Source organism: Serratia sp. TSO36 (assembly GCF_057808395.1).
On sequence record NZ_JBJZOU010000026.1, the window covers coordinates 1 to 23,514 of the forward strand.

At 53.9% G+C, this 23,514-nt stretch carries 40 protein-coding genes; 6 read left to right on the top strand and 34 right to left on the bottom strand.

Annotated features, from left to right (window positions below):
• Positions 1–456 precede the first annotated feature (456 nt).
• The gene (locus ACK3CV_RS22945; protein WP_164142063.1) at positions 457–999 is read left to right on the top strand and encodes a gamma carbonic anhydrase family protein; all 543 of its coding nucleotides are present in this window, start codon (positions 457–459) and stop codon (positions 997–999) included.
• Positions 1,000–1,037: 38 nt separating this feature from the next.
• Here ACK3CV_RS22945 and aroE read toward each other — a convergent pair whose 3' ends face one another.
• Genes aroE through dprA form a run of 5 tightly spaced genes read right to left on the bottom strand, consistent with a single transcriptional unit; the run spans position 1,038 to position 4,582 of the window.
• Positions 1,038–1,856 (bottom strand): shikimate dehydrogenase, encoded by an 819-nt coding sequence (gene aroE / locus ACK3CV_RS22950; protein ID WP_033655293.1) that lies wholly within the window; start codon positions 1,854–1,856, stop codon positions 1,038–1,040.
• An 11-nt stretch (positions 1,857–1,867) separates the two neighbouring features.
• Positions 1,868–2,437: an L-threonylcarbamoyladenylate synthase type 1 TsaC gene (gene tsaC / locus ACK3CV_RS22955; RefSeq protein WP_049196717.1), complete on the bottom strand. Its 570-nt coding sequence runs from the start codon at positions 2,435–2,437 to the stop codon at positions 1,868–1,870.
• 7 nt (positions 2,438–2,444) lie between these two features.
• On the bottom strand, positions 2,445–2,990 hold the full coding sequence (locus ACK3CV_RS22960) for a DNA topoisomerase family protein (RefSeq protein ID WP_004929705.1): 546 nt from the start codon (positions 2,988–2,990) through the stop codon (positions 2,445–2,447).
• A 25-nt stretch (positions 2,991–3,015) separates the two neighbouring features.
• Positions 3,016–3,489, bottom strand: a complete 474-nt coding sequence (gene smg, locus ACK3CV_RS22965) for a DUF494 family protein Smg (RefSeq protein ID WP_033650013.1) — start codon at positions 3,487–3,489, stop codon at positions 3,016–3,018.
• A complete protein-coding gene (gene dprA, locus ACK3CV_RS22970; RefSeq protein WP_164142065.1) occupies positions 3,461–4,582 on the bottom strand; it encodes a DNA-protecting protein DprA in 1,122 nt (373 codons plus the stop codon). Before dprA ends, smg begins: the two co-directional genes overlap by 29 nt.
• Before the next feature lie 133 nt (positions 4,583–4,715).
• On the opposite strand from dprA, the gene def reads away from it, so the two are divergent.
• The 5 genes from def to mscL all read left to right on the top strand — a co-directional run bounded on the left by def (position 4,716) and on the right by mscL (position 9,535).
• On the top strand, positions 4,716–5,225 hold the full coding sequence (gene def / locus ACK3CV_RS22975) for a peptide deformylase (RefSeq protein ID WP_033636244.1): 510 nt from the start codon (positions 4,716–4,718) through the stop codon (positions 5,223–5,225).
• 17 nt (positions 5,226–5,242) lie between these two features.
• Positions 5,243–6,187 carry a methionyl-tRNA formyltransferase gene (gene fmt / locus ACK3CV_RS22980; protein ID WP_164142067.1) on the top strand — a complete coding sequence of 315 codons (945 nt, stop codon included), beginning with the start codon at positions 5,243–5,245 and terminating at the stop codon, positions 6,185–6,187.
• A 72-nt stretch (positions 6,188–6,259) separates the two neighbouring features.
• Positions 6,260–7,549: a 16S rRNA (cytosine(967)-C(5))-methyltransferase RsmB gene (rsmB, locus tag ACK3CV_RS22985; protein WP_033636247.1), complete on the top strand. Its 1,290-nt coding sequence runs from the start codon at positions 6,260–6,262 to the stop codon at positions 7,547–7,549.
• Between the two features lie 55 nt (positions 7,550–7,604).
• On the top strand, positions 7,605–8,981 hold the full coding sequence (gene trkA / locus ACK3CV_RS22990) for a Trk system potassium transporter TrkA (protein ID WP_033636248.1): 1,377 nt from the start codon (positions 7,605–7,607) through the stop codon (positions 8,979–8,981).
• Between the two features lie 137 nt (positions 8,982–9,118).
• Positions 9,119–9,535 carry a large-conductance mechanosensitive channel protein MscL gene (gene mscL / locus ACK3CV_RS22995; protein ID WP_025304493.1) on the top strand — a complete coding sequence of 139 codons (417 nt, stop codon included), beginning with the start codon at positions 9,119–9,121 and terminating at the stop codon, positions 9,533–9,535.
• A 58-nt stretch (positions 9,536–9,593) separates the two neighbouring features.
• On the opposite strand, the gene ACK3CV_RS23000 is transcribed toward mscL, so the two are convergent.
• The 29 genes from ACK3CV_RS23000 to rplD form a co-directional block, all read right to left on the bottom strand.
• Complete coding sequence (locus ACK3CV_RS23000) at positions 9,594–9,800, bottom strand: alternative ribosome-rescue factor A (protein ID WP_041036936.1); 207 nt, start codon at positions 9,798–9,800, stop codon at positions 9,594–9,596.
• Positions 9,801–9,875: 75 nt separating this feature from the next.
• The gene (gene zntR, locus ACK3CV_RS23005; protein WP_033636251.1) at positions 9,876–10,307 is read right to left on the bottom strand and encodes a Zn(2+)-responsive transcriptional regulator; all 432 of its coding nucleotides are present in this window, start codon (positions 10,305–10,307) and stop codon (positions 9,876–9,878) included.
• A complete protein-coding gene (locus tag ACK3CV_RS23010; RefSeq protein ID WP_049233351.1) occupies positions 10,307–10,681 on the bottom strand; it encodes a DnaJ family domain-containing protein in 375 nt (124 codons plus the stop codon). The genes zntR and ACK3CV_RS23010 overlap by 1 nt, the downstream gene beginning before the upstream one ends.
• Positions 10,682–10,829: 148 nt before the next feature.
• On the bottom strand, positions 10,830–11,219 hold the full coding sequence (gene rplQ, locus ACK3CV_RS23015) for a 50S ribosomal protein L17 (RefSeq protein WP_004929726.1): 390 nt from the start codon (positions 11,217–11,219) through the stop codon (positions 10,830–10,832).
• A gap of 40 nt (positions 11,220–11,259) precedes the next feature.
• Positions 11,260–12,249: a DNA-directed RNA polymerase subunit alpha gene (locus ACK3CV_RS23020; protein ID WP_002919219.1), complete on the bottom strand. Its 990-nt coding sequence runs from the start codon at positions 12,247–12,249 to the stop codon at positions 11,260–11,262.
• A 25-nt stretch (positions 12,250–12,274) separates the two neighbouring features.
• Positions 12,275–12,895 (bottom strand): 30S ribosomal protein S4, encoded by a 621-nt coding sequence (gene rpsD, locus ACK3CV_RS23025; protein ID WP_004929729.1) that lies wholly within the window; start codon positions 12,893–12,895, stop codon positions 12,275–12,277.
• 30 nt (positions 12,896–12,925) lie between these two features.
• On the bottom strand, positions 12,926–13,315 hold the full coding sequence (rpsK, locus tag ACK3CV_RS23030; RefSeq protein ID WP_004929731.1) for a 30S ribosomal protein S11: 390 nt from the start codon (positions 13,313–13,315) through the stop codon (positions 12,926–12,928).
• A 16-nt stretch (positions 13,316–13,331) separates the two neighbouring features.
• Entirely contained in the window at positions 13,332–13,688 is a 357-nt protein-coding gene (rpsM, locus tag ACK3CV_RS23035; protein WP_004929734.1) for a 30S ribosomal protein S13, read from the bottom strand.
• Between the two features lie 148 nt (positions 13,689–13,836).
• Positions 13,837–13,953 (bottom strand): 50S ribosomal protein L36, encoded by a 117-nt coding sequence (rpmJ, locus tag ACK3CV_RS23040; RefSeq protein ID WP_002227352.1) that lies wholly within the window; start codon positions 13,951–13,953, stop codon positions 13,837–13,839.
• A gap of 33 nt (positions 13,954–13,986) precedes the next feature.
• Positions 13,987–15,318 (bottom strand): preprotein translocase subunit SecY, encoded by a 1,332-nt coding sequence (secY, locus tag ACK3CV_RS23045; protein WP_004929740.1) that lies wholly within the window; start codon positions 15,316–15,318, stop codon positions 13,987–13,989.
• Between the two features lie 7 nt (positions 15,319–15,325).
• The gene (gene rplO / locus ACK3CV_RS23050) at positions 15,326–15,760 is read right to left on the bottom strand and encodes a 50S ribosomal protein L15 (RefSeq protein ID WP_004929742.1); all 435 of its coding nucleotides are present in this window, start codon (positions 15,758–15,760) and stop codon (positions 15,326–15,328) included.
• 3 nt (positions 15,761–15,763) lie between these two features.
• Positions 15,764–15,943 (bottom strand): 50S ribosomal protein L30, encoded by a 180-nt coding sequence (gene rpmD, locus ACK3CV_RS23055; RefSeq protein ID WP_048232028.1) that lies wholly within the window; start codon positions 15,941–15,943, stop codon positions 15,764–15,766.
• A 6-nt stretch (positions 15,944–15,949) separates the two neighbouring features.
• Positions 15,950–16,450: a 30S ribosomal protein S5 gene (gene rpsE, locus ACK3CV_RS23060; RefSeq protein ID WP_004929747.1), complete on the bottom strand. Its 501-nt coding sequence runs from the start codon at positions 16,448–16,450 to the stop codon at positions 15,950–15,952.
• Between the two features lie 14 nt (positions 16,451–16,464).
• Positions 16,465–16,818 carry a 50S ribosomal protein L18 gene (rplR, locus tag ACK3CV_RS23065; protein ID WP_004929748.1) on the bottom strand — a complete coding sequence of 118 codons (354 nt, stop codon included), beginning with the start codon at positions 16,816–16,818 and terminating at the stop codon, positions 16,465–16,467.
• Positions 16,819–16,827: 9 nt separating this feature from the next.
• On the bottom strand, positions 16,828–17,361 hold the full coding sequence (gene rplF / locus ACK3CV_RS23070) for a 50S ribosomal protein L6 (RefSeq protein ID WP_004929751.1): 534 nt from the start codon (positions 17,359–17,361) through the stop codon (positions 16,828–16,830).
• A gap of 14 nt (positions 17,362–17,375) precedes the next feature.
• On the bottom strand, positions 17,376–17,768 hold the full coding sequence (gene rpsH / locus ACK3CV_RS23075; RefSeq protein WP_004929753.1) for a 30S ribosomal protein S8: 393 nt from the start codon (positions 17,766–17,768) through the stop codon (positions 17,376–17,378).
• A gap of 30 nt (positions 17,769–17,798) precedes the next feature.
• Entirely contained in the window at positions 17,799–18,104 is a 306-nt protein-coding gene (rpsN, locus tag ACK3CV_RS23080) for a 30S ribosomal protein S14 (protein WP_004929754.1), read from the bottom strand.
• A gap of 13 nt (positions 18,105–18,117) precedes the next feature.
• Positions 18,118–18,657 carry a 50S ribosomal protein L5 gene (gene rplE / locus ACK3CV_RS23085; protein ID WP_033636253.1) on the bottom strand — a complete coding sequence of 180 codons (540 nt, stop codon included), beginning with the start codon at positions 18,655–18,657 and terminating at the stop codon, positions 18,118–18,120.
• A gap of 14 nt (positions 18,658–18,671) precedes the next feature.
• Positions 18,672–18,986, bottom strand: coding sequence for a 50S ribosomal protein L24 (gene rplX, locus ACK3CV_RS23090; protein ID WP_004929758.1), 315 nt, complete (start codon positions 18,984–18,986; stop codon positions 18,672–18,674).
• A 9-nt stretch (positions 18,987–18,995) separates the two neighbouring features.
• Positions 18,996–19,367 (bottom strand): 50S ribosomal protein L14, encoded by a 372-nt coding sequence (gene rplN, locus ACK3CV_RS23095; protein ID WP_000613954.1) that lies wholly within the window; start codon positions 19,365–19,367, stop codon positions 18,996–18,998.
• A 172-nt stretch (positions 19,368–19,539) separates the two neighbouring features.
• Positions 19,540–19,794: a 30S ribosomal protein S17 gene (gene rpsQ, locus ACK3CV_RS23100; protein WP_004929760.1), complete on the bottom strand. Its 255-nt coding sequence runs from the start codon at positions 19,792–19,794 to the stop codon at positions 19,540–19,542.
• Entirely contained in the window at positions 19,795–19,986 is a 192-nt protein-coding gene (gene rpmC / locus ACK3CV_RS23105; RefSeq protein WP_004929762.1) for a 50S ribosomal protein L29, read from the bottom strand.
• Positions 19,986–20,396, bottom strand: a complete 411-nt coding sequence (rplP, locus tag ACK3CV_RS23110; RefSeq protein WP_004929764.1) for a 50S ribosomal protein L16 — start codon at positions 20,394–20,396, stop codon at positions 19,986–19,988. The genes rpmC and rplP overlap by 1 nt, the downstream gene beginning before the upstream one ends.
• Before the next feature lie 12 nt (positions 20,397–20,408).
• Positions 20,409–21,107: a 30S ribosomal protein S3 gene (gene rpsC, locus ACK3CV_RS23115; RefSeq protein ID WP_004929766.1), complete on the bottom strand. Its 699-nt coding sequence runs from the start codon at positions 21,105–21,107 to the stop codon at positions 20,409–20,411.
• A 17-nt stretch (positions 21,108–21,124) separates the two neighbouring features.
• Positions 21,125–21,457 (bottom strand): 50S ribosomal protein L22, encoded by a 333-nt coding sequence (rplV, locus tag ACK3CV_RS23120; RefSeq protein ID WP_002223844.1) that lies wholly within the window; start codon positions 21,455–21,457, stop codon positions 21,125–21,127.
• A gap of 14 nt (positions 21,458–21,471) precedes the next feature.
• Complete coding sequence (gene rpsS, locus ACK3CV_RS23125) at positions 21,472–21,750, bottom strand: 30S ribosomal protein S19 (protein ID WP_004929772.1); 279 nt, start codon at positions 21,748–21,750, stop codon at positions 21,472–21,474.
• A 14-nt stretch (positions 21,751–21,764) separates the two neighbouring features.
• A complete protein-coding gene (gene rplB, locus ACK3CV_RS23130; protein WP_004929775.1) occupies positions 21,765–22,589 on the bottom strand; it encodes a 50S ribosomal protein L2 in 825 nt (274 codons plus the stop codon).
• A gap of 18 nt (positions 22,590–22,607) precedes the next feature.
• Positions 22,608–22,910, bottom strand: coding sequence for a 50S ribosomal protein L23 (gene rplW / locus ACK3CV_RS23135; RefSeq protein WP_004951179.1), 303 nt, complete (start codon positions 22,908–22,910; stop codon positions 22,608–22,610).
• A complete protein-coding gene (gene rplD / locus ACK3CV_RS23140; protein WP_004929779.1) occupies positions 22,907–23,512 on the bottom strand; it encodes a 50S ribosomal protein L4 in 606 nt (201 codons plus the stop codon). The genes rplW and rplD overlap by 4 nt, the downstream gene beginning before the upstream one ends.
• Between the last annotated feature and the right edge of the window lie 2 nt (positions 23,513–23,514).

Genomic DNA, 23,514 nt, shown 5'->3' on the forward strand with positions numbered 1-23,514 from the left:
TGAATTTTACTTCAGTTAGTCACTCTTCAAGACTTGATATTTTTTTGCATCCGAAGATGCTGGATATCGTCTTGTGGAGTGCCCACACAGATTGTCTGATAAATTGTTAAAGAGCAGTGAGTTAGGCGCTTTCGCTTGCTAACTCGAGGTGGCGTATATTACGCTTTCCTCTTTCAGAGTCAACCCTAATTTTCAGGATTTTTTCTCTTTCTTCCCGGCCGCTGTGTGAAGTGAATCACTTGCGCCGTGTCGATGGAGGCGCATTATAGGGATCCGAGTTTTTTGCACAACCCCTTTTTTGATCTTTTCTTTCTGTTTGCACACTTTTCAGCCCTTCCGTGTGGATCTTGTGCGATCAGGGCCATTTTCAGCAGGATCCGGCGCTGCCGTTGGTTGTAATTCCATCGCCAGAGTCTAGTATTGCCGGTAAATATGATCCCGACGTGAGGCAGCACTATGTCCGATGCAGTACGTTCTTATCTTCAATACACCCCCACACTCGGTCAGCGTGTCTTGATCGATCCTTCCAGCGTCGTGATCGGCGATGTCGATCTGGCGGATGACGTCAGTATCTGGCCGCTGGTCGCTATCCGCGGTGACGTCAATGCGGTAAAGATCGGCGCGCGCAGCAATATTCAGGACGGCAGCGTACTGCATGTGACTCACCGTTCCGAACATAACCCCGACGGTTATCCCCTGCTGATTGGGGAAGACGTGACCGTGGGTCATAAAGCCATGCTGCACGGCTGCGCCATCGGCAACCGGGTGCTGGTCGGTATGGGCTCTATCCTGTTGGACGGTGTAGTAGTAGAAGACGACGTAATGATTGGCGCCGGCAGTTTGGTGGCGCCGGGCAAACGGCTGGCCAGCGGCTATCTCTATATGGGGAGCCCGGCACGCCAGGTTCGGCCGTTGACCGCCGCCGAGTTGGAAGGATTGCTTTATTCTTCTAACAACTATGTGCGTTGGAAAGATGAATATCTGTCGGAAGACATCTGACGGCCACCCCGTTCCCTATATAGAGAACGGGGTGGGAATTATGCCGCCAGTTCGCTGCGCAGCTGGCGCAACACAGGCTCGATCTCTGGCATCACTCCGTGCCAAAGCAGGAAAGCATGCGCCGCCTGCCCTACCAGCATGCCCAGCCCATCGGCATATTCCGTTGCCCCTTGCTGCTGCGCCCAGGCCAGGAACGGCGTGACGCCCTGCTGATAGAACATGTCATAGCAACGGGTTTGCGCGTTCACCACACCTGCGGGCAACGCCGGGATCTCCCCGCTGATGCCGGACGCCGTCGCGTTGATCACCAGATCGAACGCTTGCTGATTCAGTTGATCCATCGGCGCCGCCGAGATCTCTCCCAGATGCCGGAAAGCGTCGGCCAACTCCTCGGCGCGGCTGAAGGTGCGGTTGGTAATCGTGAGCCGGCAGCCGAAAGACAGCAGCGGCAGGATCACGCCGCGCGCCGCGCCGCCGGCCCCCACCAGCAAGATGCGATCCTGCGGTCGGATCAATTGCTGACGCTGCAGATCGGTCAGCAAACCGATGCCGTCGGTGTTGTCCCCCAGCAGACCGCCATTCGGCAATACCTTCAGGGTATTGACCGCGCCGGCCATCGCTGCGCGCTCGCTCAGCTCGGAAGCGGCCTCATAAGCGCGCTCTTTAAAAGGCACCGTGACGTTCGCCCCCAGCCCTCCGGCGTGGATAAACGCCTGCAGGCTGGTTTCAAAACCGTCCAACGGCGCCAACACCGCTCCATAAGGATGCTCAATGCCAGTCTGGGCAGCGAACAGCGCATGAATTCGCGGCGACTTGCTGTGACCAATAGGGTTGCCAAATACCGCAAACTTCTCCATGCCCATTACCTCTAGCCCTGACGGATCTGTTCGCCGGTCAGAGCATCTCTGATTTCGGAAGGATTAAGACGGCCACCCACCTCGCCGGCCAATACCGGGAAAGCCTCGCCGAATTGCCGCGCGACTTCATCCGCACTGCGGCACGGCTCCTGCCCACTGAGATTGGCACTGGTCGATACCAGTGGCTTGCCGTACTGCCGGCACAGTTGCTGCACCAACGGGTGATCGCTAACGCGCACCGCCAGCGAGCTGAAACGCCCGGTCAGCAAACGCGGCGTCTCCGGCCGGGCAGGCAACACCCAGGTTACCGGCCCAGGCCAGCTGGCGAACATCGTCACGCGCTGCTGTTCGCTGAGCGCGCTGTCGTCGATATAGGGCTTAAGCTGCGTATAGTCGGCGGCGATCAGAATCAGCCCCTTTTCCCACGGCCGCTGTTTCAATGCCAGCAAAGCATTGACCGCCTGTTCGCTGTCGGGATCGCACCCCAGGCCGAATACCGCTTCGGTGGGATAGGCAATCACCTGCTGTTGATGCAAAGCATCGATGATAGATAAAAGGTTCGGGCTTAATTCTGAGTTCATGATGTGATTATTCTGTAGTCGCCACGGGTTTTCCGCACAGCTTGCTGGCACAGCACAGGACGGGGCCTTTTGCCGTACGTTTTTCCATCAGCAGCGGGTAATGGCAATAGGCGCATTCACCGGCGACGGGTTTAACATTGAGGGCGAATTGGCATTCCGGATAACGATCGCAGGAATGAAAAACCTTGCCGTAGCGCGATTTACGCTGCAACAGCTTGCCCTGACCGCACTGCGGACAGGTAATGGCGGTTTCATCAGGCTTATCGATCACTTCAGTGTGATCGCACTGCGGATAATCGCTGCAACCGATAAACATGCCATAGCGCCCCTGGCGCAGCACCAACGTCGCCTGACACTTCGGGCACTGCTGCCCATCCAGCACCTTGACGACATGCCCGTCGGCCTGCGCTTTCAGCGGCCGAATATATTGGCATTCAGGGTACTGGGAACAGCCGAGGAAGGGGCCATGGCGACCGCTACGGATCACCAGCTCGGCCCCGCATTCCGGACAGGGTTCATTTTGCCTGGCGGCAAAAATCGCGTTTTTTGTCATAACGTCTTCTATGCGCGTTATCGGCTCAATGCAGATAACCTTCGTTCACTTCAAACAACAGTTCTTCCATTTGCTGATAGGCGCTTTCATATCCGGGAATATTAAACAGCACCATCAACACGACCCATTTCAGATCTTCGAGATCGAATTCCGCATTATCCAAAGCCATAACGCGGTCGATAACCATTTCACGGGTTTCGAGGTTCAATACCTGAATCTGTTCCAGGAACAGGAGAAAACCACGGCAGCCGGCGTCCAAACGCGCGCTTTCCTCTTCGGTGTAGATCCGCATTGCCAGCGGATCGGCATCCATAAAGTAAGGCGCATTTTGACCTTCTTGCAGGTCAGCCAGCTTCTCAAGCCAATTCAACGCGTTGTAGATATCATCCCGATGAAACCCCGCCTGGGCGAGATCATCGGTCAGTTGATCCTGATCGACGCGCATCTCTGGTTCATTGTGGATATAAGTTTCAAACAAGTACATGAGTACGTCGAACATGGCTTGCCCTCCTTATTCGGACATAGCCGCCGGGTACAGCTGCGATCCACCCTGCTAACTCCAGTTCGAGTAACTTGATTACCACCACTGGCACAGGTTGGCCGGCACGTTCAGCGACGACGTCAACAGGTGTCACCTCATCTCCTACGTTAGCCAACACATCGGCAAATGGCAATTCAACTTCAGCCTGCGACGCACAAATAGTTGTATTTTCGTTCAGTGGCAGCCATTGAAGGCCGCTTCCCAGCAATTCTGCGATATCTTTCAGCCCGGTAACCAGATGCGCGCCCTGCTGAATTAGCCAGTGCGTGCCTTCGCTCATCGGGTTCCCTAACGGCCCCGGCAAGGCGAATACCTCGCGCCCCTGCTCCAGCGCATAGCGGGCCGTCACCAGGGTACCGCTGCGCAACGAGGCTTCTATGACCAGAACGCCCTGGCTCAGCCCGCTGATAATGCGGTTGCGGCGCGGAAAATGGTCGGCCAGAGGCAAATCAGTGACCAAATGATCCGAAATCACCGCGCCGCCCTGCTCGACAATCTGCTCCGCGAGCCTGCGGTGCCGGCGTGGATAAACATTGGCCAACCCGCTGCCCAATACCGCTACCGTGCAACCGCCGGCCGCCAGCGCTGCGCGATGGCAAATGCCGTCGATGCCGATCGCCAAACCGCTGGTGATGGTGAAACCGCAACGCGCCAATTCCGCGGCGAAATGATTGGCCCAACGCTCGCCGTAGTGGCTGAACTGCCGGCTGCCAACCATGGCGAGCTGCGGGCGCAGCAACGCTTGAGGATCGCCCTCGATCAGCAAAAACAGCGGCGCATCGTCGATCTGGGCCAGGCGTTCCGGATAGCCGGCCGCCCCATAGTTCAGCATACGGTGCGCCGGCAGTTCCAGCCAACGCAGGCTGGCCGCCAGATAAGCGGGATCCGCTTGGTTGAACTGCGCCCGCTGCCGCTCGTTCAATCCCAGTTCACGCAACGCGCTGCGAGGCTCGCGCCCCATTTGCGATAGCTGCCGCACGAACCGGCTGGCCACGACGGTCTGCAGCCCCGTTACCCCTCGCATCCGTAAAGCGATCTCTTCCGGTCGCATCGTCTGTTCCCTCAGCAAAAACGGTGGTATTACCAATCTGAGCAATTGGTGCGCAATGCTGTCAATCAGGCCGGGAAATGTCTAGAATAGAGGTTAAACCTCGTTCATTACTCGGATACAGATCTAAAGATATATGTCAGTCTTGCAGGTATTACATTTCCCAGACGAGCGTCTGCGCAAAATCGCAGCGCCGGTAAAAGAAGTCAATGCAGATATCCAGCGCATCGTGGATGATATGTTTGAAACCATGTACGCAGAGGAAGGCATTGGCCTGGCTGCGACTCAGGTGGATATCCATCAGCGCATTATCGTGATCGACGTCTCCGAGAATCGCGATCAGCGCCTGGTGCTGATCAACCCGGAGCTGCTGGAAAAGAGCGGCGAAACCGGCATCGAGGAAGGCTGCCTTTCCATTCCCGAGCAGCGTGCGTTGGTACCACGTGCCGCGCAGGTGAAGATCCGCGCGCTGGATCGAGAAGGCAAACCTTTCGAACTGGAAGCGGACGATCTGCTGGCGATCTGCATCCAGCACGAGATGGATCACCTGATGGGCAAACTGTTCGTCGATTACCTGTCGCCACTCAAGCGTCAGCGCATTCGTCAGAAACTGGAAAAAATGGCCAAGCTTCAAGCCCGCGCCTAACCGATCAGGAAATCAACGTGTCTGACTCTTTACGGATTATTTTCGCCGGAACACCAGACTTCGCAGCGCGTCATCTTGACGCGCTGTTGTCATCTGAGCACCAGATTGTCGGCGTTTTTACCCAGCCCGACCGCCCGGCAGGCCGCGGCAACAAGCTGACGCCTAGCCCGGTAAAAGTGCTGGCTGAGCAACACCAACTGCCGGTATTTCAGCCCAAATCGCTGCGCCCCGAAGAGAACCAGCGCCTGGTGGCCGATCTTAACGCCGACGTGATGGTGGTGGTTGCCTACGGGCTGATCCTGCCGCAGGCGGTGCTGGATATGCCGCGTCTCGGTTGCATCAACGTACATGGCTCGCTGCTGCCTCGCTGGCGCGGTGCGGCGCCGATCCAGCGCTCGCTCTGGGCCGGCGACAGCGAAACCGGCGTGACCATCATGCAGATGGACGTCGGTCTCGATACCGGCGACATGATGCACAAGATTGCCTGCCCGATTGAGAGCAGCGATACCAGCGCCAGTCTCTACGACAAGCTGGCGCAGCTCGGCCCGCAGGGCATGCTGACGACGTTGCGCCAAATGGCCGACGGCAGCGCCACCCGCGAAGTGCAGGACGAAGCCCTGGTGACCTACGCCGAGAAGCTGAGCAAAGAAGAAGCTCGCCTGGACTGGACGCTGTCCGCCGAACAACTGGAGCGCTGCATCCGCGCCTTCAACCCTTGGCCGATCAGCTACTTCACCATCGACGAGCAACCGGTGAAAGTCTGGCAAGCCAGCGTACTGCCGCAAAGCGCCAATGCGGAGCCGGGCACCGTTGTCCATGCCGACAAGCACGGCATTCAGGTGGCGACCGCCGACGGCATCCTCAATCTGATCCAACTGCAGCCCGCCGGCAAGAAACCGATGTCGGCGCAGGACCTGTTAAATTCACGTCGTGAATGGTTTACCCCGGGTAACCGGCTGTAAGCCACCCCACTGCCCGGCCGTTCATCGCCGGGCCGTTATTTTCTTAATGCCGATCGTTATCAGCTTCAGCCTATGAAAAATAATTACAATCTCCGCAGCATCGCTGCCAAAGCCATCGGCCAGGTGCTGGATCAAGGGCAGTCGCTCAGCACTGTCCTGCCAACACTCCAAACCGCCATCAGCGATAAGGACCGCGGGTTGCTGCAGGAACTGTGCTTCGGAACGTTGCGCGTGCTGCCGCAGCTCGAATGGTGCATTCAACAATTGATGGCCAAGCCGCTGACCGGCAAACAGCGTACGCTGCACTATCTGCTGATGGTCGGCCTGTATCAGCTGCTGTATACCCGTATCCCGCCGCACGCCGTATTGGCCGAAACCGTGGAAGGCGCGGTGGCGCTGAAACGCCCACAGTTGAAAGGCCTGATTAACGGCGTCTTGCGGCAATTCCAGCGCCAGCAGGAAGAGCTGCTGCAGCGCGCCGCCAACAATGACAGCCGCTATCTGCACCCGAGCTGGTTGCTGAAGCGCATTCAACAAGCCTATCCCGCCAACTGGGAACAGATCGTCGACGCCAATAACCAGAAGCCACCGATGTGGCTGCGCGTCAACCGCCTGCATCACACCCGCGAAGCTTATCTGCAGTTGCTGACCGACGCAGGCATCGCCGCGGAGCCTCATTCAGACTATGCCGACGCGGTGCGCTTGCTGGCGCCTTGCGCCGTGACCGATCTGCCTGGGTTCGCCGACGGCTGGGTCACCGTGCAAGATGCCTCAGCCCAGGGCTGCGTCGACCTATTGGATCCGCAAGACGGTGAACAGATCCTCGATTTGTGCGCCGCGCCTGGCGGCAAAACCACGCATATTCTGGAAGCGGCGCCGAAAGCGCACGTCATGGCGGTCGATATCGACGAACAGCGCCTGGCGCGGGTGAAGGAAAACCTGCAGCGCCTGCGTTTGCACGCAGAGGTTAAGCTGGGCGATGGCCGCACCCCGCAGCAATGGTGCGGTGACAAGCAGTTCGACCGGATCCTGCTGGACGCGCCTTGTTCCGCCACCGGCGTGATCCGCCGTCACCCCGACATCAAATGGCTGCGTCGCGATCGCGACATCGCCGAACTCGCCGCGCTGCAGGCCGACATCCTGGAAGCCGTCTGGCCCCATCTGAAATCGGGCGGCGTGATGGTTTACGCTACCTGCTCTATCCTGCCAGATGAAAACAGCAGCCAGATCGCCGCGTTCTTGCAGCGCCACGCCGATGCCAAGCTGGTTGAAACCGGCGATGCGCAGCGGCCGGGGCGGCAGAATATCCCGCATCCCGAGGACGGCGATGGCTTCTTTTACGCTAAGCTGATTAAAATGTAATGCTTCGGGGCGTGCGTGCGCGCCCTAAGTCTTTCAGTGTGAAGCAGAGAACACGATGAAAATAATTATTCTTGGTGCCGGTCAGGTTGGCGGGACGCTGGCGGAAAACCTGGTGGGTGAAAACAACGATATCACCGTCGTCGATACCGATTCCGGCCGGCTGCGTCAGCTGCAGGATAAATTCGATCTGCGGGTGGTTCAGGGGCACGGCTCTCATCCTCGGGTGCTGCGCGAAGCCGGCGCAGAAGACGCCGACATGCTGGTCGCCGTCACCAACTCCGACGAAACCAACATGGTTGCCTGCCAGATCGCCTATTCTCTGTTCAATACCCCCAACCGTATCGCCCGTATCCGCGCGCCGGAATATATCCGCGAGTCGGAGAAACTGTTCCTGCCGGAAGCGGTGCCGATCGACCATCTGATTTCACCGGAGCAGCTGGTCATCGACTATATCTACAAGCTGATCGAATACCCCGGCGCGCTGCAGGTGGTCAACTTCGCCGAAGGCAAGGTCAGCATCGCTGCGGTTAAAGCCTATTACGGCGGCCCGCTGGTCGGCAATGCGCTCTCTTCGATGCGCGAACACATGCCGCATATCGACACCCGCGTCGCCGCTATTTTCCGCCAGGACAGACCAATACGTCCGCAAGGCTCGACCATTATCGAAGCCGGTGATGAAGTCTTCTTCGTCGCCGCATCACAGCACATCCGCGCGGTGATGAGCGAACTGCAGCGGCTGGAAAAACCCTATAAGCGCATCATGATCGTCGGCGGCGGCAACGTCGGCGCCGGCCTGGCCGCCAAGCTGGAAAAAGACTACAACGTCAAACTGATCGAGCGGAACCAGCAACGCGCCGCCGAACTGGCCGAGCAGCTGCACGATACCATCGTGTTCTACGGCGATGCCTCCGACCAGGAGCTGCTGGCCGAAGAGCACGTCGAACAGGTGGATGTCTTCATCGCCATCACCAACGACGATGAAGCCAACATCATGTCCGCCATGCTGGCCAAGCGCATGGGCGCCAAGAAGGTGATGGTCTTGATCCAGCGCCGCGCCTATGTCGATCTGGTGCAGGGCAGCGTGATCGATATCGCCATTTCGCCGCAGCAGGCGACCATCTCCGCCCTGTTGGGGCACGTGCGCAAAGCGGATATCGTCAGCGTCTCGTCGCTGCGCCGCGGCGTGGCGGAAGCGATCGAAGCGATTGCCCACGGCGATGAAAGCACGTCCAAAGTGGTCGGCCGCATCGTCGAAGACATCAAGCTGCCACCGGGCACCACCATCGGCGCGATCGTACGTGGCGACGACGTGATCATCGCCAACGGCAACAGCAAAATCGAACAGGGCGATCACGTCATCATGTTTATTACCGACAAGAAATTCGTGCCGGACGTTGAACGCCTGTTCCAACCGAGCCCGTTCTTCTTGTAGAACAAATTTATTAGGCGATGGTCTATAATCGCGTAGTTGTTCTCTGCCTTGGGAGGAGATAAAACTTCTCTCCTTTTGTGGCAAAGGGAAATTGCTTTGTTAAACTTGAGTTATTAATTCTGCAAGGGGTGCGTTCTATGAGTATGTTGAAAGAGTTTCGCGAATTTGCCATGCGTGGCAACGTGGTCGATCTGGCCGTCGGTGTGATTATCGGTGCCGCATTCGGCAAGATTGTTTCGTCCTTCGTGGCCGATATCATCATGCCACCACTGGGGTTACTGATCGGCGGCGTCGACTTTAAACAATTCCATCTGGTATTACGTGAAGCTCAGGGCGCCGTACCGGCGGTGGTAATGAACTACGGTTCATTCATTCAAACCGTATTCGACTTCGTGATTGTCGCCTTCGCCATCTTCCTGGCAATTAAATTGATGAACAAAATGCGCCGCAAGCAGGAAGAAGCGCCGGCAGCGCCGCCAGCACCTACCGCAGAAGAGAAACTGCTGACGGAAATCCGTGACCTGCTGAGCCAGCAACAGCAGCCAAAACTGTAAAACAGCGTTTGGTTATGCCAATAAAAAGCCACCTGACGAAGGTGGCTTTTTTAATGCCTTAAAACCAGAAGGCCAGTGGTAAATTATCGCTTGATAGTTTACCACTGGCCTCCCAGTTACCGCCTTTGCTGTGTTTTTCTTTACGCCGATAGCTGCCTTTGCCTTTCACATTCTTTTCTACTCGTTGACGGAATAGCGGATCATGCAGCAGCGCCTCAATGGCGTTATCTTGAATCTGACCTTTAGTGTGACGATATTTCGTCATGATAATGCTCCTGTAAAAGGTGTGGTGATAAAACGGGGCGATAATACTGCCGGCGGTATAAAAATTAAAGTGCCGTCAGCAACCTTTTTTGCCTTTTTCATCGCTGGCGCCCTGTTCCAAGGCTTCCAGAATAGAACAATAATTGCTGGTATGGGCAGTACCGCAGCAGGCATCACTCAGCCGCTTCAGCGATTCGCGCATGCGAGTCAACTCCGCCAACTTGCTTTCCACTTCGCTCAGGCGCGCATCGACGATCGACTTCGACTCCTGGCAGGTATGATGTTCAGGATCGACGCGGATCGACAGCAGCTCAGCGATCGTTTCCAGAGTAAATCCCAGCTGCTTGGCATAGCGAATGAAGCGCAGCCGCTGCAGATCCTGCTCGGTGTAGAGCCGATAACCACCTTCGGTGCGGACATTGTGATCCATCATGCCCTGCTTTTCATAGTAACGCACGGTATCCGGCGTCACTTCGGCAAGCTTGGCCAACTGACCTATCTTGAACATTACTTCTCCTCCCGGGTGAATTTGCCGTCCAATGCACGCTGATATTCACCATGCAAGAAATCCGTACTCATCCCAGCCTGACGCAACCGGTGCTCCAGCAGCGCCATGCGTTTGCTGAGTTCGACATAGTCCTGATGCTCACTGTTAATCCCTTGCAGCAAACGAGCAACGGTCAACGCCTCTTTGCGATCTTCCAGCGCCGGCGGCAGGTAACCGGCATTTTTCAGCAAACGGTAACCGGCGCGCAGTTCAGCCGGCACCGCGCTGTCATCTTCCAGCGCCAACGGTTGGCCCTGGCCGGGCAGATTGTCGAACTCGCCTTTATCCTGGGCATCAAGGATATGACGTTCCGCCCATTGATCGAGCAACCCCATGACAGACAGCCTCGGTAAGCCTAATGATGAAGCCTTAGCATAGCGGATAGGGGCGGGGATCTTAAGCGCAGTGGGGGAATTACGCACATTTGGCTGGGTTTGGACGTAAAAAAACCGGGCAAGCCCGGTTTTTTTACGCGTCTACAGATTACTCTGCAGTTGCTACTTCTGCTTGAGACTCAGCACGATCAACCAGCTCGATGTATGCCATCGGCGCGTTGTCGCCTGCGCGGAAGCCACACTTCAGAATGCGAGTGTAACCACCGGCACGGCTCGCGAAACGCGGGCCCAGCTCGTTAAACAGTTTTGCCACGATCTCGTTATCACGAGTACGGGCGAATGCCAGACGACGATTAGCTACGCTGTCGGTCTTGGCAAGAGTAATCAGCGGCTCAACAACGCGACGCAGCTCTTTTGCTTTTGGCAGGGTCGTCTTGATGATCTCATGACGAACCAAAGAGCCGGCCATGTTACGGAACATAGCCTGGCGATGGCTGCTGTTACGGTTCAGTTGACGACCACTCTTACGATGGCGCATGACCTTATCCTTCTCAGTAAAACCTTAACCTGTGATCCGGTTACTCGTCAGCAATGCTTGCCGGCGGCCAGTTTTCCAGGCGCATGCCCAGAGACAGACCACGTGAGGCCAGCACGTCTTTAATCTCGGTAAGAGATTTTTTACCCAGGTTTGGCGTTTTCAGCAACTCAACCTCGGTACGCTGTACCAGATCACCGATGTAGTGGATAGCTTCTGCCTTGAGGCAGTTAGCAGAGCGGACAGTCAATTCCAGATCGTCAACAGGGCGCAGCAAGATCGGATCGAATTCCGGTTTCTCTTCTTTAACTTCCGGCTGACGTACATCACGCAGGTCAACGAAAGCTTCAAGTTGTTCAGCCAGAATGGTGGCCGCACGGCGGATCGCCTCTTCAGGATCGATCGTGCCATTGGTCTCCATCTCGATGACCAGCTTATCCAAGTCAGTACGCTGTTCTACACGCGCAGCTTCAACATTGTAGGCGATACGCTCTACAGGGCTGTAGCAGGCGTCAACCAACAGACGACCGATTGGGCGCTCATCTTCTTCCGAATGAATTCGGGCAGAAGCCGGCACATAACCGCGACCGCGCTGAACTTTGATACGCATGCTGATAGCCGCGTTCTCATCAGTCAGGTGGCAGATCACGTGCTGAGGCTTGACGATTTCGACATCACCATCATGGGTGATGTCGGCAGCGGTCACAGGGCCAATGCCAGATTTATTCAGGGTAAGAATAACTTCGTCTTTGCCTTGAACTCTCACCGCCAGCCCTTTCAGGTTGAGCAGGATCTCCAGGATATCTTCCTGTACGCCTTCTTTGGTGCTGTACTCATGCAGTACACCATCAATCTCAACCTCGGTCACCGCGCAACCCGGCATAGATGAAAGCAGAATACGGCGCAGTGCGTTGCCAAGAGTATGGCCAAAGCCACGCTCTAAAGGCTCAAGGGTCACCTTGGCGTGCGTCGAACTGACTTGCTCGATATCTACCAGGCGCGGTTTTAGAAACTCTGTCACAGAACCCTGCATTGTGTCCTCTCTTTGGTACTAAGCTTTACTTGGAGTAAAGCTCGACGATCAGGTGTTCGTTAATGTCCGCAGACAGATCGGTACGTTCAGGCATACGCTTGAACACGCCTTCCATCTTAGCAGCATCAACTTCCAGCCAAGTCGGCTTTTCACGCTGCTCAGCCAGCTCCAGAGAAGCTTTAACACGAGACTGCTTTTTAGCTTTCTCGCGGATGCTGACTACGTCATTCGGAGATACCTGATAAGAAGCGATGTTAACAACGCGACCGTTTACCATAACTGCTTTGTGGCTAACCAGCTGACGTGACTCTGCACGAGTAGCGCCGAAGCCCATACGGTAAACAACGTTGTCCAGACGACCTTCCAGCAGCTGCAACAGGTTTTCACCGGTGTTGCCCTTCAGGCGGGTTGCTTCTTTGTAATAGTTACGGAATTGACGCTCCAGAATGCCGTACATACGGCGAACTTTCTGCTTCTCACGCAACTGAACACCGTAATCAGACAGACGCGGTTTACGCGCACCGTGCTGACCAGGTGCTTGTTCAATTTTACACTTGGAATCGATCGCGCGAACGCCAGACTTAAGGAACAGGTCTGTGCCCTCACGACGGCTCAGCTTGAGCTTAGGACCCAAATATCTTGCCATTTTCTTTCTCCAACAATCCTAAAAGCTGCGTTACACGCGGCGCTTTTTCGGCGGACGACAACCGTTATGAGGGATCGGAGTCACATCAGTAATGTTAGTGATGCGGAAACCAGCCGCGTTCAGAGCGCGGATAGTAGACTCACGACCAGGACCAGGTCCTTTAACCATAACTTCCAGGTTCTTGATACCGTATTCTTTTACTGCGTCAGCACAACGTTCTGCTGCAACCTGTGCTGCGAACGGAGTGGACTTACGAGAACCACGGAAACCGGAACCACCGGCTGTTGCCCAACCCAAAGCATTACCCTGACGATCAGTGATGGTAACGATGGTGTTGTTGAAAGAAGCATGGATATGAGCCACGCCGTCAGAGACTTGCTTTCTTACACGCTTACGTGTACGAACAGGTGCCTTTGCCATTATTCAATAACCCCGATTATTTCTTGATCGGCTTGCGCGGACCCTTACGGGTACGAGCGTTGGTCTTGGTGCGCTGACCGCGTACCGGCAGACCACGACGATGACGCAAACCACGATAGCAACCAAGGTCCATAAGACGCTTGATGCTCAGGGTAATTTCACGACGCAAATCACCCTCAACGGTGTATTTGGCAACTGCATCACGAAGCTTTTCGATTTGCTCTTCAGACAGCTCACTGATCTTAACATTTTCAGCAATACCCGTGGATGCACAGATAGCCTGTGAACGGGTTTTACCGATACCGAAGATCGACGTTAAGGCGATAACGGTATGTTTATGATCAGGAATGTTAATGCCTGCTATACGGGCCACTATGCACTCCTACTATTTTATACAGCAACACCATTCTGAAAAGCCCGTTTTCAGGATACTCAAATAGTGTTGCAGTGCGACATACAAAAGATTGGCTGGCTAATCTAGCCAGCTCAACCCAACTTTGCAAGAAAAATATGCGAGATAATCAGCCTTGACGCTGTTTATGCTTCGGCTCGGCGCTGCAAATCACACGAACGACACCGTTACGCTTAACGATTTTGCAGTTACGACATAATTTCTTGACGGAAGCACGAACTTTCATTTTTACTCTCCGTAACTTCTCAAACGAATCTGACTAGCGGTTATAGCCTTTCAGATTTGCTTTCTTCAATGCAGACTCGTACTGACTTGACATCATCAGAGTTTGCACTTGAGCCATAAAGTCCATGATGACGACAACCACGATCAGTAGCGAGGTACCACCAAAGTAGAATGGTACTTTCATTGCATCACGCATGAACTCCGGGATCAGGCAGATGAAAGTAATGTACATCGCGCCCACCAGGGTTAAACGCGTCATTACTTTATCGATATACTTCGCCGTTTGCTCTCCCGGACGAATTCCTGGTACGAAGGCACCGGACTTCTTCAGGTTATCTGCTGTCTCACGCGGGTTGAAGACCAACGCCGTGTAGAAGAAACAGAAGAAGATGATTGCAGACGCATAGAGTAACACATAAAGCGGTTGCCCTGGCTGCAAATACAGCGAAATCGTAGTCAGCCAGTTCCAACCGGTACCGCCCCCAAACCATGATGCAATCGTGGCCGGGAACAGAATAATGCTGGAAGCGAAGATCGCCGGGATAACACCCGCCATGTTCACTTTCAACGGTAAATGTGTGCTCTGTGCTGCATAAACACGACGACCTTGTTGACGCTTCGCATAGTTAACGACGATACGACGTTGACCACGCTCGATGAAAACAACGAAGAAGGTTACTGCAAACACCAATACTGCAACCAACAGCAGCAGGAGGAAGTGCAGGTCGCCTTGCCGCGCTTGCTCGATAGTATGGGCCACTGCCGGCGGGAGCCCCGCTACAATACCCGCGAAGATAATGATCGAGATACCGTTGCCGATACCGCGTTCAGTAATCTGCTCACCCAGCCACATCAGGAACATTGTCCCGGTTACCAAGCTCACAACCGCAGTAAAGTAGAATGCAAAGCCTGGGTTTAACACCAGGCCCTGCATACCAGGCATATTCGGCAGACCGGTAGCAATACCGATCGACTGGAATATGGCCAATACCAGCGTACCGTAACGGGTGTACTGGCTAATCTTGCGACGGCCAGCCTCCCCTTCTTTCTTGATTTCCGCCAACGCTGGATGAACCACCGTCAGCAGCTGGATAATGATCGACGCCGAGATATACGGCATGATCCCCAGAGCAAAGATAGAAGCACGGCTGAGGGCACCACCAGAGAACATGTTAAACATTTCAATGATAGTGCCTCTCTGCTGCTCAAGCAATTTGGCAAGCACAGTGGCATCGATACCAGGAATCGGAATGAAAGAGCCGATGCGGAAGACAATCAGCGCGCCGATGACAAACAAAAGTCTGCGCTTCAGCTCGCCGAGCCCGCCTTTAGCACTTTGAAAATCTAATCCTGGTTGCTTAGCCATCTGCTACTTATTCCTCAATTTTACCGCCAGCAGCCTCGATAGCAGCACGAGCGCCTTTGGTGACACGCAGACCACGCAGGGTTACCGGACGAGCGACTTCGCCAGAAAGTACAACTTTCGCGAATTCGATCTGGACACCAACTACGTTAGCGGCTTTCAGCGCGTTCAGGTCGATAACATCGCCTTCAACCAGAGCCAGTTCAGACAGACGAACTTCTGCCGTGATCATCGCTTTGCGTGAAGTGAAGCCGAATTTCGGCAGACGACGGTACAGAGGCATCTGACCACCTTCGAAACCACGACGTACGCCACCGCCAGAACGAGACTTCTGACCTTTGTGACCACGGCCGCCAGTTTTACCCAGGCCAGAACCAATACCACGACCTACACGCTTAGGCGCATGCTTGGCACCTTCAGCCGGAGACAGAGTATTTAAACGCATCTGTTACTCCTCAACTTTAACCATGTAGGAAACCAGGTTGACCATACCGCGAACAGCAGGAGTATCCTCGCGCTCTACGGTGTGACCAATACGACGCAGACCCAGACCGAGCAGAGTAGCTTTATGCTTCGGCAGACGGCCAATTGAGCTGCGAGTTTGTGTAACTTTAATAGTCTTAGCCATGGTCAATTACCCCAGAATGTCGGCAACGGATTTACCACGCTTAGCAGCGACCATTTCAGGAGACTTCATATTCGCCAGAGCGTCGATAGTTGCACGAACCACGTTGATCGGGTTGGTGGAACCATAAGCTTTAGCCAATACGTTGTGCACCCCAGCAACTTCGAGAACGGCGCGCATTGCACCGCCCGCGATGATACCGGTACCTTCATGAGCAGGCTGCATGAACACGCGAGAACCCGTGTGAGCGCCCTTAACAGGGTGCTGCAGGGTGCCGCTGTTCAGCGCGACGTTCATCATGTTGCGACGGGCTTTTTCCATCGCTTTCTGGATCGCTGCTGGAACTTCGCGTGCTTTGCCGTAGCCAAAACCAACGCGACCGTTACCATCACCAACTACAGTCAGTGCGGTAAAGCTGAAAATACGGCCACCTTTTACGGTTTTAGATACGCGGTTTACCGCGATCAGCTTTTCCTGCAGTTCGCCAGCTTGTTTTTCGATGTGAGCCATCTTAAACCTCTTCCTTAGAACTGAAGGCCAGCTTCACGGGCAGCATCTGCCAGTGCCTGGACTCGACCATGATATTGGAAACCGGAACGGTCAAAGGATACTTTCGCAATCCCTTTTTCCAACGCGCGCTCAGCCAGAGCTTTACCTACGGCTGCTGCTGCGTCTTTGTTACCGGAATACTTCAGTTGCTCCGCGATAGCTTTTTCTAAAGTAGAAGCGGCTACCAGTACTTCAGAACCGTTTGGAGCAATCACCTGTGCGTAAATGTGACGCGGGGTACGATGTACCACCAGGCGGGTTGCACCCAGCTCTTGGAGCTTGCGGCGTGCGCGGGTCGCACGACGGATACGAGCAGATTTCTTATCCATAGTGTTACCTTACTTCTTCTTAGCCTCTTTGGTACGCACGACTTCGTCGGCGTAACGAACACCTTTGCCTTTGTAAGGCTCAGGACGACGGTAAGCACGCAGATCTGCTGCTACCTGGCCAATTACCTGCTTATCAGCGCCTTTCAGCACGATTTCAGTTTGGCTTGGGCATTCAGCAGTGATACCTGCCGGCAGCTGGTGATCGATAGGGTGAGAGAAGCCCAGGGCCAAATTCACCACGTTGCCTTTAACGGCAGCACGATAACCAACACCTACCAGTTGAAGCTTTTTGGTGAAGCCTTCGGTAACACCAACAACCATTGCGTTCAGCAGAGCGCGCGTGGTACCCGCTTGAGCCCATGCGTTAGCAAAACCTTCGCGCGGAGCGAAAGTCAGTGCGTTAGCTTCTTGCTTCACTTCAACGGCGTCGTGGATAGTACGAGTCAACTCGCCGTTTTTACCCTTAATCGAAATAACCTGACCGTTGAGTTTTACCTCTACGCCGGCAGGAATGACGACGGGTGCTTTTGCAACACGAGACATTCTTTCCTCCCGAATTAAGCTACGTAGCAGATAATCTCGCCACCAAGACCAGCCTGGCGAGCTGCACGATCGGTCATAACACCTTTAGAGGTAGAAACAACAGCGATACCCAAACCGGCCATAACTTTTGGCAGCTCATCTTTTTTCTTGTAGATGCGCAGACCTGGACGGCTGATACGTTGAATGCTTTCTACCACAGCTTTGCCCTGGAAGTACTTCAGTACCAGTTCCAGAACAGGCTTGGCGTCGCCTTCGATTTTGAAATCTTCAATAAAACCTTCTTCCTTCAGCACGTTGGCAATTGCCACTTTCAGCTTGGAGGAAGGCATGGTGACCGCAACTTTGTTCGCGGCTTGACCGTTACGGATACGGGTCAGCATATCCGCGATCGGATCTTGCATGCTCATCTGTCTTTACTCCCGTGATTCAATTGGTAATTACCAGCTAGCCTTTTTCAAGCCTGGTACTTCACCGCGCATAGCGGCTTCACGAAGCTTAATACGGCTCAACCCGAATTTGCCCACATAACCATGTGGACGGCCAGTTTGGCGGCAGCGTTTACGCTGACGAGACGGGCTGGAATCACGCGGCAGAGTTTGCAGCTTGAGAACGGCATTCCAACGATCTTCATCGGATGCGTTCACATCAGAGATAATAGCTTTCAGTTCAGCGCGTTTTGCAAAGAACTTGTCAGCTAATTTCACGCGCTTGACTTCGCGTGCTTTCATTGATTGCTTAGCCATCAGTAACCCTGCCTTACTTGCGGAACGGGAAGTTAAAAGCAGCCAGCAGCGCGCGGCCTTCATCATCAGATTTCGCAGTAGTGGTAATGGTAATATCCAAACCACGAACGCGATCGACTTTGTCGTAGTCGATTTCTGGGAAGATGATTTGCTCACGCACGCCCATGCTGTAGTTGCCACGGCCATCGAATGACTTGGCGGACAGGCCACGGAAGTCACGGATACGTGGAACAGCAATGGAGATCAGGCGCTCAAGGAACTCCCACATGCGTTCGCCACGCAGAGTTACTTTACAGCCGATCGGATAGCCCTGACGGATTTTGAAGCCTGCAACAGATTTGCGGGCTTTGGTGATCAACGGTTTTTGACCGGAGATAGCTGTCAGGTCCGCTGCGGCGTTATCCAGCAGTTTCTTGTCAGCAATCGCTTCACCAACACCCATGTTCAGGGTGATCTTCTCGACCCGAGGGACTTGCATGACAGAGTTGTAATCAAACTGAGACATCAGTTGTTTGACTACCTCGTCTTTGTAGTAATCATGCAGTTTCGCCATCGTATTACTCCAAATTACTTGATAGTTTCGCTGTTAGATTTGAAGAAACGGACTTTTTTGCCGTCTTCGAATCTAAAGCCTACACGGTCAGCCTTGCCGGTAGCCGCGTTGAAGATAGCAATGTTAGAAACCTGAATTGCAGCTTCTTTTTCAACAATGCCGCCTGGTTGGTTCAGAGCCGGAACCGGCTTCTGGTGTTTCTTAACCAGGTTGATGCCTTCAACAATGACCTTGCCAGCAGACAGGACATTTTTTACTTTACCGCGCTTACCTTTGTCTTTCCCGGTAATCACGATAACTTCGTCATCACGACGGATCTTCGCTGCCATGTTCGCTCCTTAGAGTACTTCTGGTGCCAGAGAGATAATTTTCATGAACTTCTCATTACGCAGTTCACGAGTTACCGGCCCAAAAATACGCGTACCGATTGGCTGCTCGCTGTTATTGTTCAAAATAACGCATGCATTGCCATCGAAGCGAATGACAGAACCGTCCGGGCGACGTACACCCTTCTTGGTGCGCACCACTACCGCCTTCAGAACATCGCCTTTCTTCACCTTACCGCGAGGAATTGCTTCCTTGATGGTAATTTTGATGATGTCGCCGACGCCTGCGTAGCGACGGTGCGAGCCACCTAGAACCTTGATACACATTACGCGACGTGCACCGGAGTTGTCGGCGACGTTCAGCATAGTCTGTTCTTGGATCATTTTAGTGCTCCGCTAATGTCAACTACTACTTTAAAGACCCAAGTAAAAATTAGGCCGTTGAAAAGCCCCATAACCGAGGGCGCAGCATTATAACACCGCTTACTTGGTATGGGTAGAAAAAATAAACGGCTCATTTTCTGAGCCGTTTATTAAGTGAGAGCCAGCTACTCTATTACAGAATCGCTTTCTCTACAACGCGAACCAGCGTCCAGGACTTGGTCTTGGACAGTGGGCGGCATTCGCGGATTTCCACCACGTCGCCGGTACCACATTCGTTGTTCTCGTCATGTACGTGCAGCTTGGTCGTACGTTTGATGAATTTCCCGTAGATCGGGTGCTTCACAGTACGTTCGATAGCAACAACGATGGATTTCTCCATTTTATCGCTAACAACACGACCCTGCAGGGTACGGATAACTTCAGTCATTTACACACCCGCCTTTTGAGTCAGTAAAGTCTTAACGCGTGCGACGTCACGACGCACTTGTTTCAACAGGTGAGTTTGTTGCAGCTGGCCACTGGCCGCCTGCATGCGCAAGTTGAATTGCTCACGCAGCAGGTTGAGCAGCTCGGCATTCAGCTCTTCAACGCTTTTTTCACGCAGCTCTTGTGCTTTCATTACATCACCGTCTTAGTTACAAAGGTGGTTTTGATCGGCAGTTTCGCTGCTGCCAGTTTGAATGCCTCGCGGGCAACCTCTTCTGGCACGCCGTCCATTTCGTACAGGACCTTACCAGGCTGGATCAGGGCAACCCAATACTCCACGTTACCCTTACCTTTACCCATACGCACTTCCAGCGGCTTCTCGGTGATCGGTTTGTCCGGGAATACACGGATCCAGATCTTGCCTTGACGCTTAACTGCACGAGTCATTGCACGACGAGCTGCTTCGATTTGACGAGCAGTCAGACGGCCACGGCCAACAGCTTTCAGACCGAAAGTGCCGAAGCTAACATCCGTACCTTGCGCCAGACCACGGTTGCGGCCCTTGTGCACCTTACGGAATTTTGTACGCTTTGGTTGTAACATCAGCGACTCTCCTTACTTGCGGCCTTTACGCTGCTGCTTTTTAGGTTGAGCAGCCGGTTCCGGTTGTTCAACTGCAGCCATACCACCCAGGATCTCACCTTTGAAGATCCATACCTTAACGCCGATTACACCATAAGTGGTGTGCGCTTCAGATGTGTTGTAGTCGATGTCCGCACGCAGAGTGTGCAATGGAACACGACCTTCGCGGTACCATTCGGTACGTGCGATTTCAGCGCCGCCAAGACGGCCGCTTACTTCAACTTTGATACCTTTAGCGCCAAGACGCATTGCGTTCTGTACTGCACGCTTCATAGCACGACGGAACATCACGCGACGTTCCAGCTGAGAAGTGATGCTGTCAGCAACCAATTTAGCGTCGAGTTCCGGTTTACGGACTTCGGCGATGTTGATCTGTGCAGGAACGCCAGCGATGTCCGCTACGACCTTGCGCAGTTTTTCGACGTCTTCACCTTTCTTGCCGATAACGATGCCTGGGCGAGCAGTGTGAATGGTCACACGGATGCTCTTCGCAGGACGCTCGATAACGATGCGAGAAACGGAAGCTTTCGACAGTTCCTTAGTCAGGAATTGACGAACTTTAAAGTCGCTGTCCAGGTTGTCAGCGAATTCTTTGGTATTCGCATACCAAGTAGAGTTCCAAGGTTTGACAATACCCAGGCGAATACCATTAGGATGTACTTTCTGACCCATTGCTAGTCTCCAGAGTCTCAGCGATCGGACACAACCACAGTAATGTGGCTGGTGCGCTTCAGGATGCGATCTGCACGACCTTTTGCACGCGGCATAATGCGCTTCATGCTTGGGCCTTCGTCTACGAAGATTTTCGTAACTTTCAGATCATCGATGTCAGCGCCATCGTTGTGTTCTGCGTTAGCAATGGCAGACTCCAGCACTTTCTTAACCAGACCAGCAGCTTTCTTGTTGGTGTAGGTCAGAGTTTCCAGAGCTTGCGACACTTTCTTACCGCGAATCAGGTCAGCAACAAGGCGAACCTTCTGAGCAGAAGAACGAGCGTGGCGATGTTTAGCGATAGTTTCCATCTCTTCCTCCTACCTTAGCGCTTTTTAGCTTTTTTATCAGCCGCATGGCCGCGATAAGTACGAGTCGGCGCGAATTCACCCAGTTTGTGACCGACCATTTCATCGGAAACGAACACTGGTACGTGCTGACGACCATTATGGACAGCGATGGTCAAACCGATCATGTTAGGAAAGATCGTTGAACGACGGGACCAAGTGCGCAAAGGCTTCTTGTCACCGCTTTCCACCGCTTTCTCTACCTTCTTCAGCAAGTGCAGGTCAATAAAAGGACCTTTCTTGAGAGAACGTGGCATGGCTTATCCTCTAATTATTTTTTGCTACGGCGACGTACGATGAACTTATCAGTACGCTTGTTGCTACGGGTCTTCTTACCTTTGGTCTGAACGCCCCACGGAGTTACCGGGTGCTTACCAAAGTTACGACCTTCACCACCACCGTGCGGGTGATCTACCGGGTTCATCGCCGTACCGCGAACGGTAGGACGAACACCACGCCAACGTGCAGCACCTGCTTTACCCAGAACGCGAAGCATGTGTTCAGCGTTACCGACTTCACCCAGGGTGGCGCGGCAATCAGCTGGAACTTTACGCATTTCGCCGGAGCGCAGACGCAGAGTTACGTAGGAACCATCACGAGCAACGATCTGAACGTAGGCGCCAGCGGAGCGAGCCATCTGGCCGCCTTTACCTGGTTTCATTTCTACGTTGTGAACCGTTGAACCAACTGGAATGTTGCGCATCGGCAGGGTGTTACCCGCTTTGATTGCAGCATCAACGCCAGATTGAATCTGGTCACCAGCTTTCAGGCCTTTCGGCGCCAGGATGTAACGGCGTTCGCCGTCTTTGTACAGAACCAGCGCGATGTTCGCGGAACGGTTCGGATCGTACTCCAGACGCTCAACCACAGCAGGGATACCGTCTTTGTTGCGCTTGAAGTCAACCAGACGATAATGTTGCTTGTGGCCACCACCGATATGACGGGTGGTGATACGGCCATTGTTGTTACGACCACCGCTTTTGCTCAGTTTTTCCAGCAGCGGGGCATAAGGTTTACCCTTGTGCAGCTCAGGGTTAACCACTTTAACAACGTGGCGACGACCCGGAGATGTAGGTTTACATTTAACAATTGCCATTGTTCTTACTCCTCCGACTTACTCTGCGCCGCCGATGAAGTCCAGATTCTGGCCTTCTTTCAGGGTGACGTAAGCTTTTTTCCAGTCGCTACGACGACCAACACGCTGACCGTGACGCTTCACTTTCCCTTTAACTACCAGGGTGTTCACGTCTTCGACTTCGACTTCAAACAGTTTCTGCACTGCAGCTTTGATTTCTGCTTTGGTCGCGTCTTTGGCAACTTTGAGAACGATGGTGTTGCTTTTTTCCATCGCAGCGGATGCTTTTTCAGATACGTGCGGTGCACGCAGCACTTTCAGCAAACGTTCTTCACGGATCATGCCAGCATCTCCTCAACTTGCTTCACAGCATCAGCAGTCATAACCACTTTGTCGAAGGCGATCAGGCTAACCGGATCGATACCTGCTACATCGCGCACGTCAACCTTGTACAGGTTGCGAGCTGCCAGGAACAGATTCTCATCCAGTTCACCGGTCACGATCAGCACGTCTTCCAGAGCCATATCTTTCAGTTTCTGTGCCAGCAGCTTAGTTTTAGGCGCTTCTACAGAGAACTTCTCGACAACGATCAGACGATCTTGACGTACCAGTTCGGACAGGATGCTTTTCAGCGCGCCGCGGTACATCTTTTTGTTTACTTTCTGACTGTGGTCCTGTGGCTTAGCAGCAAAGGTCACGCCGCCTGAACGCCAGATCGGGCTCTTTACAGAACCTGAACGCGCACGGCCGGTGCCTTTCTGACGCCATGGCTTTTTGCCGGAACCAGTTACTTCAGCACGGGTCTTCTGAGCACGGGTACCTTGACGGGCACCTGCTGCATAAGCAACAACAACCTGGTGTACCAGCGCTTCGTTGAAATCACGACCGAAGGTAGTTTCGGAAACAGTCAGCGCGCTTTGCGCGTCTTTCAATACTAATTCCATTG

Bases quoted from the DNA above. Each gene is read 5' to 3' on its own strand.
- rplO (WP_004929742.1), bottom strand. From the start codon at position 15,760: ATGCGTTTAAATACTCTGTCTCCGGCTGAAGGTGCCAAGCATGCGCCT.
- secY (WP_004929740.1), bottom strand. From the start codon at position 15,318: ATGGCTAAGCAACCAGGATTAGATTTTCAAAGTGCTAAAGGCGGGCTC.
- rplF (WP_004929751.1), bottom strand. From the start codon at position 17,361: ATGTCTCGTGTTGCAAAAGCACCCGTCGTCATTCCTGCCGGCGTAGAG.
- tsaC (WP_049196717.1), bottom strand. From the start codon at position 2,437: ATGAACTCAGAATTAAGCCCGAACCTTTTATCTATCATCGATGCTTTG.
- smg (WP_033650013.1), bottom strand. From the start codon at position 3,489: ATGTTCGACGTACTCATGTACTTGTTTGAAACTTATATCCACAATGAA.
- rpmJ (WP_002227352.1), bottom strand. From the start codon at position 13,953: ATGAAAGTTCGTGCTTCCGTCAAGAAATTATGTCGTAACTGCAAAATC.
- rpsH (WP_004929753.1), bottom strand. From the start codon at position 17,768: ATGAGCATGCAAGATCCGATCGCGGATATGCTGACCCGTATCCGTAAC.
- rplR (WP_004929748.1), bottom strand. From the start codon at position 16,818: ATGGATAAGAAATCTGCTCGTATCCGTCGTGCGACCCGCGCACGCCGC.
- rpsQ (WP_004929760.1), bottom strand. From the start codon at position 19,794: ATGACTGAAGTTATCCGTACCCTGCAGGGTCGTGTTGTTAGCGATAAA.
- rpmC (WP_004929762.1), bottom strand. From the start codon at position 19,986: ATGAAAGCACAAGAGCTGCGTGAAAAAAGCGTTGAAGAGCTGAATGCC.
- rsmB (WP_033636247.1), top strand. From the start codon at position 6,260: ATGAAAAATAATTACAATCTCCGCAGCATCGCTGCCAAAGCCATCGGC.
- mscL (WP_025304493.1), top strand. From the start codon at position 9,119: ATGAGTATGTTGAAAGAGTTTCGCGAATTTGCCATGCGTGGCAACGTG.
- zntR (WP_033636251.1), bottom strand. From the start codon at position 10,307: ATGTTCAAGATAGGTCAGTTGGCCAAGCTTGCCGAAGTGACGCCGGAT.
- rpsC (WP_004929766.1), bottom strand. From the start codon at position 21,107: ATGGGTCAGAAAGTACATCCTAATGGTATTCGCCTGGGTATTGTCAAA.
- rplB (WP_004929775.1), bottom strand. From the start codon at position 22,589: ATGGCAATTGTTAAATGTAAACCTACATCTCCGGGTCGTCGCCACGTT.
- def (WP_033636244.1), top strand. From the start codon at position 4,716: ATGTCAGTCTTGCAGGTATTACATTTCCCAGACGAGCGTCTGCGCAAA.
- rplV (WP_002223844.1), bottom strand. From the start codon at position 21,457: ATGGAAACTATCGCTAAACATCGCCACGCTCGTTCTTCTGCTCAGAAG.
- rpsS (WP_004929772.1), bottom strand. From the start codon at position 21,750: ATGCCACGTTCTCTCAAGAAAGGTCCTTTTATTGACCTGCACTTGCTG.
- ACK3CV_RS22960 (WP_004929705.1), bottom strand. From the start codon at position 2,990: ATGACAAAAAACGCGATTTTTGCCGCCAGGCAAAATGAACCCTGTCCG.
- rplN (WP_000613954.1), bottom strand. From the start codon at position 19,367: ATGATCCAAGAACAGACTATGCTGAACGTCGCCGACAACTCCGGTGCA.
- rplE (WP_033636253.1), bottom strand. From the start codon at position 18,657: ATGGCGAAACTGCATGATTACTACAAAGACGAGGTAGTCAAACAACTG.
- rpsE (WP_004929747.1), bottom strand. From the start codon at position 16,450: ATGGCTCACATCGAAAAACAAGCTGGCGAACTGCAGGAAAAGCTGATC.
- rplP (WP_004929764.1), bottom strand. From the start codon at position 20,396: ATGTTACAACCAAAGCGTACAAAATTCCGTAAGGTGCACAAGGGCCGC.
- trkA (WP_033636248.1), top strand. From the start codon at position 7,605: ATGAAAATAATTATTCTTGGTGCCGGTCAGGTTGGCGGGACGCTGGCG.
- ACK3CV_RS22945 (WP_164142063.1), top strand. From the start codon at position 457: ATGTCCGATGCAGTACGTTCTTATCTTCAATACACCCCCACACTCGGT.
- rpsN (WP_004929754.1), bottom strand. From the start codon at position 18,104: ATGGCTAAGCAATCAATGAAAGCACGCGAAGTCAAGCGCGTGAAATTA.
- rplD (WP_004929779.1), bottom strand. From the start codon at position 23,512: ATGGAATTAGTATTGAAAGACGCGCAAAGCGCGCTGACTGTTTCCGAA.
- ACK3CV_RS23010 (WP_049233351.1), bottom strand. From the start codon at position 10,681: ATGGGGTTGCTCGATCAATGGGCGGAACGTCATATCCTTGATGCCCAG.
- rpsK (WP_004929731.1), bottom strand. From the start codon at position 13,315: ATGGCAAAGGCACCTGTTCGTACACGTAAGCGTGTAAGAAAGCAAGTC.
- rplX (WP_004929758.1), bottom strand. From the start codon at position 18,986: ATGGCAGCGAAGATCCGTCGTGATGACGAAGTTATCGTGATTACCGGG.
- rpsD (WP_004929729.1), bottom strand. From the start codon at position 12,895: ATGGCAAGATATTTGGGTCCTAAGCTCAAGCTGAGCCGTCGTGAGGGC.
- rplQ (WP_004929726.1), bottom strand. From the start codon at position 11,219: ATGCGCCATCGTAAGAGTGGTCGTCAACTGAACCGTAACAGCAGCCAT.
- ACK3CV_RS23020 (WP_002919219.1), bottom strand. From the start codon at position 12,249: ATGCAGGGTTCTGTGACAGAGTTTCTAAAACCGCGCCTGGTAGATATC.
- dprA (WP_164142065.1), bottom strand. From the start codon at position 4,582: ATGCGACCGGAAGAGATCGCTTTACGGATGCGAGGGGTAACGGGGCTG.
- rplW (WP_004951179.1), bottom strand. From the start codon at position 22,910: ATGATCCGTGAAGAACGTTTGCTGAAAGTGCTGCGTGCACCGCACGTA.
- ACK3CV_RS23000 (WP_041036936.1), bottom strand. From the start codon at position 9,800: ATGACGAAATATCGTCACACTAAAGGTCAGATTCAAGATAACGCCATT.
- rpmD (WP_048232028.1), bottom strand. From the start codon at position 15,943: ATGGCTAAGACTATTAAAGTTACACAAACTCGCAGCTCAATTGGCCGT.
- aroE (WP_033655293.1), bottom strand. From the start codon at position 1,856: ATGGAGAAGTTTGCGGTATTTGGCAACCCTATTGGTCACAGCAAGTCG.